The sequence below is a fragment of the Aeromonas sp. R4-2 genome, from assembly GCF_040908295.1.
Lineage (GTDB): Bacteria > Pseudomonadota > Gammaproteobacteria > Enterobacterales > Aeromonadaceae > Aeromonas > Aeromonas veronii.
This window is the reverse complement of the sequence record NZ_JBFODL010000015.1, coordinates 14,644-27,262: the sequence shown is the minus strand read 5'-3', so window position 1 is coordinate 27,262 and position 12,619 is coordinate 14,644. Positions and strand designations below refer to the sequence as shown.

At 58.6% G+C, this 12,619-nt stretch carries 10 protein-coding genes; 2 read left to right on the top strand and 8 right to left on the bottom strand.

What is annotated here, in order from left to right; translation table 11 throughout:
• Positions 1-101 precede the first annotated feature (101 nt).
• From miaE to lrp, 8 genes are all read right to left on the bottom strand, one after another.
• Positions 102-860 (bottom strand): tRNA-(ms[2]io[6]A)-hydroxylase, encoded by a 759-nt coding sequence (gene miaE, locus AB5Y99_RS14240; RefSeq protein WP_005346385.1) that lies wholly within the window; start codon positions 858-860, stop codon positions 102-104.
• Positions 861-1,065: 205 nt separating this feature from the next.
• The gene (gene purF, locus AB5Y99_RS14235; RefSeq protein ID WP_368209970.1) at positions 1,066-2,586 is read right to left on the bottom strand and encodes an amidophosphoribosyltransferase; all 1,521 of its coding nucleotides are present in this window, start codon (positions 2,584-2,586) and stop codon (positions 1,066-1,068) included.
• Between the two features lie 21 nt (positions 2,587-2,607).
• On the bottom strand, positions 2,608-3,096 hold the full coding sequence (locus tag AB5Y99_RS14230) for a CvpA family protein (RefSeq protein ID WP_033115174.1): 489 nt from the start codon (positions 3,094-3,096) through the stop codon (positions 2,608-2,610).
• 187 nt (positions 3,097-3,283) lie between these two features.
• Positions 3,284-4,579: a serine--tRNA ligase gene (serS, locus tag AB5Y99_RS14225; protein WP_017785405.1), complete on the bottom strand. Its 1,296-nt coding sequence runs from the start codon at positions 4,577-4,579 to the stop codon at positions 3,284-3,286.
• Positions 4,580-4,868: 289 nt separating this feature from the next.
• On the bottom strand, positions 4,869-6,206 hold the full coding sequence (locus AB5Y99_RS14220; RefSeq protein WP_368209968.1) for a replication-associated recombination protein A: 1,338 nt from the start codon (positions 6,204-6,206) through the stop codon (positions 4,869-4,871).
• 76 nt (positions 6,207-6,282) lie between these two features.
• Complete coding sequence (gene lolA, locus AB5Y99_RS14215) at positions 6,283-6,891, bottom strand: outer membrane lipoprotein chaperone LolA (protein ID WP_041202312.1); 609 nt, start codon at positions 6,889-6,891, stop codon at positions 6,283-6,285.
• Positions 6,892-6,971: 80 nt separating this feature from the next.
• A complete protein-coding gene (locus tag AB5Y99_RS14210; RefSeq protein WP_368209967.1) occupies positions 6,972-9,488 on the bottom strand; it encodes a DNA translocase FtsK 4TM domain-containing protein in 2,517 nt (838 codons plus the stop codon).
• A gap of 202 nt (positions 9,489-9,690) precedes the next feature.
• Positions 9,691-10,182: a leucine-responsive transcriptional regulator Lrp gene (gene lrp, locus AB5Y99_RS14205; RefSeq protein WP_005300047.1), complete on the bottom strand. Its 492-nt coding sequence runs from the start codon at positions 10,180-10,182 to the stop codon at positions 9,691-9,693.
• Between the two features lie 150 nt (positions 10,183-10,332).
• Between lrp and ald the strand changes: the two genes are divergently transcribed.
• Both ald and trxB read left to right on the top strand, forming a co-directional pair.
• Positions 10,333-11,448, top strand: a complete 1,116-nt coding sequence (ald, locus tag AB5Y99_RS14200) for an alanine dehydrogenase (RefSeq protein ID WP_005337098.1) — start codon at positions 10,333-10,335, stop codon at positions 11,446-11,448.
• Positions 11,449-11,633: 185 nt separating this feature from the next.
• Positions 11,634-12,584 (top strand): thioredoxin-disulfide reductase, encoded by a 951-nt coding sequence (gene trxB / locus AB5Y99_RS14195; protein WP_019445530.1) that lies wholly within the window; start codon positions 11,634-11,636, stop codon positions 12,582-12,584.
• Positions 12,585-12,619: the final 35 nt, after the last annotated feature.

The window sequence follows — 12,619 nt, the reverse complement described above, 5'->3', positions numbered from 1 at the left end:
ACAGAAAAAAAGATCCCGGCTCAGGGCCGGGAATTGCGCTCAAAAGTAACTACTTGTCGCTCGTAGTAGGAACAGGGCAATAGTAGTTTGCCCCCTGTGCGTCAACAACTGTCAGATGTGACAGGCAGGCCGCTATGAAACCGGAACTGCGGATCCGGCGAGCAGATTAGCTCGGCTTCCAGCTTGCCAAAGAAGGCCACCCGCTCGCTGATATCCTCCCCTGCGTACTGTTCGGCCAGGCTCAGGTAATCCTGATAGTGGCGCGCCTCAGAGCGCAGCAAAGAGACGTAGAAGCGGCTCAGCTCTTCGTCCAGATGGGGCGCCAACTTGGCAAAACGCTCGCAGGAGCGGGCCTCGATATAGGCGCCGATGATCATCTTGTCAACTATGGTGGCCGGCTCATGGGTGCGCACATGCTGCATCAACTGGCGGGCATAGCGGGAGGCCGTCACCGGCCCGTATTCGATGCCGCGGGCCTGCATGATCTCCAGCACCTGCTCGAAGTGATGCAGCTCCTCCTGAATGAGCCGCACCATGGGAAACAGCAGCGGATTGCGCTCCAGCTCGGCAAAGACGGTGCGATCAGACTCCCCCATGCTGCGTTTGCCCAGGATCTCGGCCTTCTCCGGAATGGCATCCAGCTCGCGATAGAACTCCAGCTTGGGCAGCAGATGGCGCTTGCCCTTGGGCAGGCAATAGCGGCGCACCAGACTGTGGGCAGTGAGTGCGGCCTTGGTCTCGCAGTTGGCGTGATCGATGAGCAGGGTCGGTAAACGGGCCGGATCCCGCGCCATCTCTACCCACTCATCCGGGGTCTCGCACTGCAAAAACTGGCGCACTGGGGCTAGCAGATCATCCATCTGAACTCTCGTCTCTTAAAAGCGTATCGGTCATATATGTTGCCGCCTATGCTAGCGGATCCCGCTGGCCATGCCCATATACGGCAAGATAAACGGATGTTTTTCAAACAGATATCTCCTCCCCCTTCTGCCCGTGTTAGGTAAAAACGACAATGGGGGCCACAGGCCCCCATCTCGCTATCCCATCCGGCAAAACCGCAAACGTTTAACTTCCTTCGTTAAAAATTTCCAGATTGCTGGTGCCTTCCTGCCATTCACGCACCGCTTTGGTGTCATCGTTGCGCAGGGCGTTGAGGTGATCCAGATAGGACTGGTCCACGTCGGAGGTGACGTAGTGGCCATTGAAGACCGAGGTCTCGAAGTGACGCAGATCCGGGTTGATCTCCCGCACGGCGGCTTCCAGATCTTCCAAATCCTGGAAAATCAGACCGTCAGCGCCAATCAGCTTGCACACCTCTTCCACTTCACGGCCGTGGGCGATCAGCTCGTTGGCGGTGGGCATATCGATGCCATAGACGTTGGGGAAGCGAATTTCCGGCGCCGCCGAGGCGAAGTAGACCTTGGCTGCCCCCGCTTCACGGGCCATCTGGATGATCTGCTCGGACGTGGTGCCACGCACGATGGAATCGTCCACCAGCAACACCTTCTTGCCCTTGAATTCGGAGCTGATGGCGTTGAGTTTGCGGCGCACTGACTTCTTGCGCTGGGTCTGGCCCGGCATGATGAAGGTACGGCCGATGTAGCGGTTCTTCACGAAGCCCTGACGGTATGGCAGATCCAGGGTGTGGGCGATCTCCAGCGCCACGTCGCAGGAGGTCTCGGGGATGGGGATGACCACGTCCACATCGAGATCTTCCCACTCGCGGGCAATCTTCTGACCCAGCTTGCGACCCATATTGAGACGGGCGGCGTAGACTGACACCTTGTCGATGCACGAATCGGGACGGGCAAAGTAAACATATTCGAAGATGCAGGAGCTCATCTGCGGGTTCTCCGCGCACTGCTCGGAGAAGAGCTGGCCCTGCTCGGTGATGTAGATCGCCTCGCCCGGCGCGATGTCACGCACCGTCTCGAAACCGATGGCATCGAGCGCCACGCTCTCGGAGGCGAGCATGTACTCCACCTGCCCCTGCTCATCCTGACGACGGCCGAGGACCAGCGGGCGAATGCCGTTGGGATCACGGAACCCGATGAGGCCGTGGCCAATCACCAGCGCCACCACGGCATAGGCACCGCGGATCTGCTGATGGGTCTTGCGCACCGCAGCGAAGATATCCGCGGGCGCCAGCGCCATCTTGTCACAGCGGTCCAGCTCGTGAGCCAGCACGTTCAGCAGCACTTCGGAGTCCGAAGTGGTGTTGATGTGACGGCGCGCGACACGGAACTGTTGCTCCTTGAGCTCCTTGGCGTTGGTCAGGTTGCCGTTGTGGGCAAGCACGATCCCGTAAGGAGAGTTGACATAAAAAGGTTGGGCTTCTGCGGCACTGGAGCTGCCTGCGGTGGGATATCTGACATGACCGATGCCGATGTTCCCTTGCAGGCGCTGCATGTGGCGCACTTCAAACACGTCCTTGACCAGGCCATTGGCCTTGCGTTGCCGGAAGTTCCCACTGTCAATGGTCACAATCCCGGCGGCATCCTGTCCCCTGTGCTGCAACACCGTCAAGGCGTCGTAGAGGGCCTGATTGACGGGGGTGGTGCCAACTATACCGACAATACCACACATGTATTTGCTACCTCGAAGTCGCTATACCTGTTTAAGAAAACTCGAAGAGTTCAGCATGAACCCGAAAAACCACTGGATCACCGGCTTGAACTCCGGCACCAGCTTGGATGCCGCCCACCAGTCGCTTTGGGAGAGGCTGGTGAAGGTATCCATGAAAAAAAGCAGGGCACTGACGATCAGTACCCCGCGAATTGCGCCGAAGCAGACCCCCAGCACCCGATCGGTACCGGAGAGCCCCGTCTTGTCCACCAGCAGACCCACCACGTAGTTCACCACGCTGCCCAGGATCAGGGTTGCCACGAACAGGGCCGCGATGGCCAGACCGTTGCGCACCAGCGCATCGGAGAAAGAGGTAAAATAGGCGGCGAGATCAGGATAGAAATGGCTAGCAATAAAGAAGGCAACGAACCAGGTGACGAGAGACATGGCCTCTTTGACGAAGCCGCGCACCAGGCTGATGAGTGCAGAAAAACCGACGATGCCGATGATGGCGTAATCAATCCAGACCATAGAAAAAGATGTCCTGCGAAATTGCGGCGCAGTCTAACAAAAACGATTGCGCAATGCTTGATAAAATTGTGTTACATGTTCAAAGAGGCGCCGGAAACGCAGATTTATTCACGATAAAAACGGTTGACCGGCGCCAGAATGCACAACGCCATGGCATGGCCATGGCGTTGTCGTCTGCAACGAGCGCTTACCCGATGTGGGTCAGACCGCCCATGTAGGATTGCAGCGCAGCCGGGATGGCAATGCGGCCATCTGCCTGCTGGTAGTTCTCGATCACGGCGACCAGAGTACGGCCTACAGCCAGACCGGAGCCATTCAGGGTGTGAATGAGCTGCGGCTTGCCATCGACACGCACGCGAGCCTGCATGCGGCGCGCCTGGAAGTCGGTGCAGTTGGAGACAGAGGAGATCTCGCGGTAGGTGTTCTGGGCCGGCAGCCACACTTCCAGATCGTAGGTCTTGGCAGCGCAGAAGCCCATGTCACCGGTAGAGAGCGCCATCACGCGATACGGCAGCTCCAGCAGTTGCAGCACCTTCTCGGCGTGACCCACCATCTCTTCCAGCGCTTCCCAGGATTTCTCCGGGTGAACCAGCTGTACCATTTCGACCTTGTCGAACTGGTGCATACGGATGAGGCCACGGGTATCACGACCGTAAGAGCCTGCTTCGGAACGGAAGCACGGGCTGTGAGCGGTCATCTTGATCGGCAGTTCCTGCTCTTCAAAGATCTCATCGCGCGCCATGTTGGTGAGCGGCACTTCGGAAGTCGGGATCAGGGAGAACTTGCGCACCTTGCCCTCTTCTTCCCCTTCGCCGTCAATACCGGTATTGAACAGATCCTGGGAGAACTTCGGCAGCTGGCCGGTACCGTACAGGCTGTCCGGGTTGACCAGATAAGGCACGTAGCACTCGGTGTAACCGTGCTGCAGGGTGTGCAGATCCAGCATGAACTGGGCCAGGGCGCGGTGCAGACGGGCAATCTGGCCCTTCATCACCACGAAACGGGAACCGGAGAGCTTGACGCCGTTTTTGAAATCTACACCCTTGGCCGCTTCACCCAGATCGATGTGATCGCGTACTGGGAAGTCGAAGTGACGCGGGGTACCCCAGCGACGCACTTCCACGTTGTCGTTTTCGTCACGACCAACCGGGGTGGTTTCGCTCGGCAGGTTGGGGATGGCGTCGGCAATGGTTTTCAGCTCGGCCAGCAAAGCATCCAGCTCAACCTTGCTGGTCTCCAGCTCGTCGTTGATCTTGGTCACTTCAGCCTTGAGCGGAGCAACATCTTCACCGCGACGGGCAGCCTCACCGATGGACTTGGAGCGGGCGTTGCGCTCGGCCTGCAGCTCCTGAGTACGGGACTGCAGATCCTTGCGCTTCTCTTCCAGAGCATTGACAGCCGCTACGTCAAGAGCGTAGCCACGTGTCGCCAGACGAGCGGCAGCTTCGTCGATGTCGCTGCGCAGATATTTGGGATCCAGCATGGGTTACCTACTTTTTGTAAAAGGGATCTGGGCCTGAGTCATCATGACGGGCGGGAAAACAGATCCGGAAGTTAACATCGGTTGGCGCCCCCGTCGTTTTGAGAGTCAGGCCTTCGAAATCAAGAAGATGGTATCAGGCCGAAACCAACGGGGTCAGAGGGGCAGTGTAGCAGACCGCCCCCCTGCCCGAACAGGGACTATTTGGGTCGTTTTTGCCAACTTGTGGGGTCAAACACCCCAATTATTCCGGTGTCTGACCAATTTTCATTCTGCTGGCCCAAATAGGGGACTATCGGCCCCGTTTTTGCGGGCTCTGTCGATCGAGCTCGTGGAGATAATCGAGCTTCTGGCCGATCTGCTTTTCAAGGCCACGCTCGGTCGGCTGATAGTACTGCTTGCCGGCAAGCTCGGGCGGGAAATACTCCTCACCTGCGGCATAAGCACCCGGTTCGTCGTGGGCGTAACGATACTCGGCGCCATAGCCCAGATCGCTCATCAGCCGGGTTGGCGCATTGCGCAGATGCACCGGCACCTCGAAGTCAGGCAGGTTCTTGGCATCATTGAGCGCTGCCTTCCAGGCGGTGTAAACCGCATTGCTCTTGGGCGCACAGGCAAGGTAGACGATCGCCTGGGCGATGGCCCGCTCCCCTTCCGCCGGTCCGATGCGGTGGAAACAATCCCAAGCAGATAGCGCCACCTGCATGGCTCGGGGATCGGCATTGCCCACATCTTCCGAGGCAATCGCCAGCAAGCGGCGGGCAATATAGAGCGGATCGCAGCCGGCACTCACCATACGGGCATACCAGTAGAGCGCCGCATCCGGCGCCGAGCCGCGAATGGATTTGTGTACCGCCGAGATGAGGTCGTAGAAGTGATCCCCCCCCTTGTCGAAGCGGGCCACATGTTCCCCCGCCACGGCGACGAGCAGGGCACTGTCGATCACCCGCGCCCCTGTGCTGTCGGTTTCGGCCATGTCGGCCAACAGCTCCAGATAGTTGAGGGATTTTCGCCCGTCCCCATCAACTGCCTTAGCCAACGCCTCTTTGACGCCGGGGGCAAAGGTGAGTGCCGGATCATTAAGACCACGGGGATCGGTCATCGCCTGATCGAGCATGGCGAGAATATCGCTCTCCTCCAGTCGCTTGAGCAGATAGACCCGAGCTCGTGAGAGCAGTGCGTTGTTGAGTTCGAACGAGGGGTTTTCGGTGGTGGCACCGATAAAGGTGATGGTGCCATCTTCGATATGAGGCAGGAACACATCCTGCTGGCTCTTGTTGAAGCGGTGCACCTCATCCACAAACAGAATGGTGCGAACCCCGCGCCAGCTATTCTCCTTGGCCTTGTCGATGGCGGCGCGGATCTCCTTGATACCGGAGGTGACCGCAGAGAGTCGCTCCACTTCCGCCTGACAGTAGTGAGCCATCAACTCCGCCAGCGTAGTCTTGCCGGTACCGGGCGGCCCCCACAGGATCATCGAGTGGCAGTGACCCGCCAGAATGGCTTTGCGCAGGGGCTTGTCAGCCCCCAGGATATGTTGCTGACCGATATACTGGTCGAGGTTTTGCGGCCGCATCCGGGCCGCCAGCGGACGAAAGTCCGATGAGAAATCCAGCGACAAGTTGCTCATCTGTATTGACCACCCAACGTCACGCCACTCGCCTTTGACTGGCGCAGTGGCGAGCAATCCAACGACCGCTTGCTCATTAGCGCTGGTCGTCCAGCTCGACCCCCTTCGGGATCTTGAAAACAAATTCGTTGCCCTTGAGCACCGGCTTGCGGTTGAAGCTGCTCAGGGTGAATTCACTCCACTGCCCCTGCGCCTCTTTCACATCGAAACGACTGATGTTGTCTTGTCTGTCGAAGGTGACACGGAAGGAGGCGATCAGCTCATCCTTGTTGCGGCTGGTGACGGTATAGACATCCCCCTGCTGGGTCACGTCATAGTTCTTCCAGAACTTGTCGTCATTGCCAGCGATCAGAATAAAGGGGGTGTTGAGCACCGCATCTTTCAGCTTGAGGGCGGTCACCTGCTCGACGAAGGGATCATAGACCCAGACATCCTGACCATCAGCCACGATCAGGCTCTCGTCCGGCGAGGTGGTGTGCCAGTTGAAACGGTTTGGCCGCTGCACTAGCAGATCGCCGCTGGCCTTTTGCAGCTCCTTGCCCTTGCTGTCATAGACGGTCTGGGCAAATTTGGCGGAGAAGAGGCTCACCCCCGCCAGCTTCTGTTTGAGATCGCTGGCCGCATCGGCCCACACCTGACTACTGGCCATCAGCAGCACGGTCCCCATCAACAGTTGTTTTTTCATCACGCTCTTCATAAAGACGCTCTCGATAAAAGGCCACACCCGCGGAGGGCATGGCCAGGGATAGTATGAAACGGTGAGGCTTAGTCCCGCACCGGCGGCGGTGCCAGCACGTCGCGCTGACCATTGCCACCCGGTGAGCTGACGATGCCCTGATTCTCCATCTGCTCGATGAGACGGGCTGCCCGGTTGTAACCAATCTTGAACTTGCGCTGGACGCTGGAGGTCGAGCCACGGCGGGACTCCACCACAAAAGCGACAGCCTCATCGAACAGGGGGTCGAGCTCTTCATCGCCACCACCGCCATATTCGCCGCTGCCACCTTCGCCACCCGACTCACCGGAGAGGATCTCCTCGATGTAGTTCGGCTCGCCGCGCAGTTTCCAGTCCGCCACCACCTTGTGCACTTCGTGGTCATCGACGAATGCACCGTGTACCCGGGTCGGGTTGGAGGTCCCGGCTGGCATGTAGAGCATGTCGCCCATACCGAGCAGAGATTCGGCGCCGCCCTGATCGATGATGGTGCGCGAGTCGATCTTGCTCGACACCTGGAACGAGATACGGGTCGGGATGTTGGCCTTGATAAGACCGGTAATGACATCCACCGACGGACGCTGGGTCGCCAGAATAAGGTGAATACCTGCGGCCCGCGCCTTCTGGGCGATACGGGCAATCAGCTCTTCCACCTTCTTGCCGACGATCATCATCATGTCGGCAAACTCGTCCACCACCACCACGATGTGGGGCAGTTTCTCCAGCTCCGGCGGCATCTGATCCATGGAGTCACCCGGGCGCCACAACGGATCCAGCAGGGGTTCCCCCTCCTCGATGGCGGCCAGCACCTTGTCGTTGTAGCCCTTGAGGTTACGCACCCCGACCGCCGACATCAGCTTGTAACGGCGCTCCATCTCGCCCACACACCAGCGCAGGGCGTTGGCGGCGTCCTTCATGTCGGTCACCACCTCGGTCAGCAGATGCGGGATCCCTTCGTAGACCGAGAGTTCCAGCATCTTGGGGTCGATCATGATGAAGCGCAGATCATCGGGGGATGACTTGTAGAGCATCGAGATGATCATGGTGTTCACCCCCACCGACTTACCGGAACCTGTGGTACCGGCCACCAGCAGGTGCGGCATCTTGGCGAGGTTAACGACTACCGGCTCGCCGGCGATGTCCTGACCCAGGCCCATGGTGAGCGGGTTGCGGCTATCGCGGAAAGCATCGCAGTCGAGGGTTTCGCGCAGGTAAACGGTCTGACGCACCCGGTTGGGCAGCTCGATACCGACATAGGTTTTACCCGGGATCACCTCAACCACCCGCACGCTGCTGGCAGACAAGGAGCGGGCCAGATCGCGTGAGAGGTTGGTGATCTTGCTCGCCTTCATGCCCGGCGCCAGATCCAGCTCGAAACGGGTAATAACCGGACCCGGATAGACACCCACCACCTTGGCCTGCACGTTGTAGTCGGCAAGCTTGGCCTCCACCAGACGACCCATGCGATCCAGCTCATCCTTGCTCATCATCTGGGTCTTGGCGGGTGGACGGTCGAGCAGTTCGATACTCGGCAACGGCGGCAGCGTAGATTGCGGACGACGCTTGGGCTTGGTCGGTGCGACGGCTACCGGCGCGGCGACCTCGTCGTCCCCTTCGGCCCAGGGCAGATCCAGATCGTCCTCATCATCGTCCTCGGCCACAGCCAGTACCGGCTGGCGGCGACCATTGGCGGCCGCCACCGCACGTTTCGGCTTGGCAGCCGGAGTCGGCTCATCATCTTCATCATCAAACTGTGGGTCGAACTCGAAGGTATCGTCGTCGAGTTCCGGCAGCCACTCTTCGGCGGCAGCCTTCTGGTTATTGGCCTTGGGCTTGCGAGTCCAGCTGGTATGCGGCTCATCTTCCTCATCATCAAACGCGATGGCCCCTACCCCGCCTTCCAGCAAGGGATCCGGCCCCTCGTTGCGGGGTTGACGCCAGCCACCGGTCAACCAGCGGCCAAGGGTGGTAGGGAAGTGGTAAACCGCGCTGACCGAGCCGGTACAGGCCGCACCGATCTGCTCGACAATAGTGAGCCAGGACCAGCCGGTAAACAGGGTGATGCCGGTTGCCACGAAGCAGAGCAGCATCAGGTTGGCCCCGACGCCGCCAAACAGCGGTACCACTGCAGAAGCGATCACATCCCCCACCAGACCACCGGCGGAGAAGTTTTGCATATCGTTGAAGTTCATGCTGGCAATGGCCGACATGCCGAGCACGGTCAGGATAAAGCCGATGATCCGCACCCCCAGGGTGAGGTAATCCACATCAAGCAGACGGCTCGGACGCCAGAACAGACTCCAGCCCAGCAGTACCACCAGCGGCGGCACCAGATAGGAGAAGGCACCAAAGGTAAACATGGTGATGTCGGCGAGCCAGGCACCGGCACTACCGGCGAGGTTCTTCACCTCCCCTTGCCAGGAGGTCTGGGACCAGCCGGGATCAGCGGGATGATAGGACAACAGGGCAAGCAGAAGATAAGCAGCCATCAGGGTGATGGCGATCAAGACGGCTTCGAAGATCCGTTGTGTACCTGATAAAGGAGTAAACAGCTTTTTATCGGCCAAACTCCGGCTCCTTTCTGAAAACATGTAATGCAGGAAATAAGGGGGCCTAGTATCCCCGAAAAGCCCATCGATTGTCAGCCAGAGCCTGATGGGACGGGGCCATATTTGCAATTATCTTTACAAGAAGAAACGAGCGGACCGGCCGCTCGTTTCTGACTGTCATGGTGTCTCATATGGAAAAGATACCACGGCATAACCTGCTTTATCGGGTGCTGATCACCAGACGACTGCTCTGCTTGACCTCTTCCATCACCACATAGGTGCGGGTGTCATTGACACCGGGCAGACGCAGCAGGGTTTCCCCCAACAGACGGCGGTAAGCCGACATGTCGCTGACTCGGGTCTTGAGCAGGTAGTCGAAGTCACCGGAAACCAGATGACACTCCTGGATCTCTTCGAGCACCTGAACAGCCTTGTTGAACTGTTCAAACACATCAGGCGCCCCGCGATTGAGGGTTATCTCTACAAACACCAGCAGAGATGCGTCCAGATAATGAGGGTTCAGAATAGCGGCATATCCTTCGATATAACCTTGTCGCTCGAGGCGACGAACCCGTTCCAGACACGGTGTAGGACTCAGGCCAACTCGCTTGGACAACTCAACATTCGAAATCCTGCCATCCTTTTGCAGTTCATTAAGAATGTTGCGGTCAATCCTGTCCAAATCCTTTAGCCGACTCTTAGCTTCCATCATTTTATTCCATCCTTTGGCTATTTTTTGGTAAAAATCACCAGTCATTTTATAATTATGGTCACAAATCCTGTCAATACCTGAATATACTAGGCGCAAATGTTGGTTAACATTTTGGCAACATGAAACACCAATCTATAGACGAGGGATAGCATGATTATCGGTGTACCTAAAGAGATAAAAAACCATGAATACCGCGTAGGCATGGTTCCGGCCAGTGTACGTGAACTGACAGCACGAAACCATACTGTTTTCGTCCAAAGCGGTGCCGGAAACGGCATTGGCTTCAGCGATGCAGATTATATCGCTGTTGGAGCCGAAATTTTGGCCTCTGCAGCAGAGGTTTTCGCCAAAGCCGAGATGATCGTCAAGGTCAAGGAACCTCAGCCTGTCGAATGTGCCATGCTGCGCCCGGGTCAAACCCTGTTCACCTATCTGCATCTGGCGCCAGACTTGCCCCAGACCGAAGCCCTGCTGAAAAGCGGCGCCATCTGTATCGCCTATGAAACCGTCACCGACGGCCGTGGCGGCCTGCCCCTGCTGGCCCCCATGTCGGAAGTGGCCGGACGCATGTCTATTCAGGCGGGTGCCCAGGCGCTGGAAAAATCGCGCGGTGGTAGCGGTGTGCTGCTCGGCGGCGTACCCGGTGTCGAACCAGCCAAGGTGGTTATCATCGGTGGCGGCGTGGTTGGCTCCAATGCAGCCCGCATGGCCATTGGCCTGCGCGCAGATGTGACCATCCTCGACAACAACGTCGATACCTTGCGTCGTCTTGATAACGAGTTCCAGGGAGCAGCCAAGGTGGTCTACTCCAACAGCGAGACGCTGGAGCGCCATCTGCTGGCGGCCGATCTGGTCATCGGCGGCGTGCTGGTACCGGGTGCCACTGCGCCAAAACTTGTCCGCCGTGACCACATTGCGCGCATGAAGCCGGGTTCTGCCATCGTCGATGTGGCCATCGATCAGGGCGGCTGTGTGGAAACCTCCCACGCCACCACCCACCAGGATCCGACCTATATTGTCGATGAGGTGGTGCACTACTGTGTCGCCAACATGCCGGGGGCGGTGGCCCGCACCTCGACCGTGGCGCTCAACAATGCCACCCTCCCCTTTATCATCAAGCTGGCCCAGCAAGGGTATCGTCAGGCACTGCTGAGCGATCCGAACCTGTTGCACGGGCTCAACGTGATGGAGGGCAAGCTCACCTGCAAGGAAGTGGCCGTGGCACATGGCCTTGCCTACACGGATCCCCTGACCCTGCTGAACTGATCTGCGCTGGCCTGCGCCAGTTGGAGATGAGTGAAAATCCGCCCGCGATGGGCGGTTTTTTTATTCCTTTATTTTGCATGTCACCCCTTGTGAACACGATTAGTGCAATCGACTCACCAGCCTTTGACCCCGGATCACGAATTACCTACAATCGCGCAAACTCATCACATCCCGGAAATGACATCATGAGCCAAGTCACTCACAGCAAATTGCTGATCTTAGGGTCAGGCCCGGCCGGTTACACCGCGGCCGTCTACGCCGCCCGCGCCAACCTCAATCCCCTGCTCATCACCGGCATGCAGCAAGGGGGTCAGCTGACCACCACCACCGAAGTGGAGAACTGGCCAGGTGATCCGGAAGGGCTGACCGGCCCTGCCCTGATGGAGCGCATGAAAGAGCATGCAGAGAAGTTCGATACCCGCATCCTGTTTGATCACATCAACAGTGTCGAACTGACTCAGCGCCCGTTCCGTCTCAAGGGCGACAACGGCGAGTACACCTGCGATGCCCTGATCATCGCGACCGGCGCCTCCGCAAAGTATCTGGGCCTGCCCTCCGAAGAGGCCTTCAAGGGGCGCGGCGTCTCCGCCTGTGCCACCTGTGACGGTTTCTTCTACCGCAATCAGGAAGTGGCGGTGATCGGCGGCGGCAACACCGCTGTTGAAGAAGCCTTGTATCTGGCCAACATCGCCAAGAAGGTGCACCTGATCCACCGCCGCGACGAGTTCCGGGCCGAGAAGATCCTGATCAAGCGTCTGCACGACAAAGTCGCGAGCGGCAATATCGTGCTGCACACCCACCAGACCCTGGACGAAGTGCTGGGGGATCAGATGGGGGTCACCGGTGTGCGCCTGCGCAACACTCAGGACAACAGCACCAGCGAGCTGCCGCTGATGGGCGTCTTCATCGCCATCGGCCACCAGCCCAATACCCAGATCTTCGATGGCCAGCTGGAGATGCAAAACGGCTATCTGAAGGTACGCGGCGGCCTCGACGGTTTTGCCACCCAGACCAGCATTGAAGGTGTCTTCGCTGCCGGCGATGTGGCCGACCACAACTACCGTCAGGCGATCACCTCTGCCGGTACCGGCTGCATGGCAGCCCTCGATGCCGAACGCTACCTTGACGCGCAATAAACAAGCGCAGTTGTGATATAAGGCATACCAGTCGG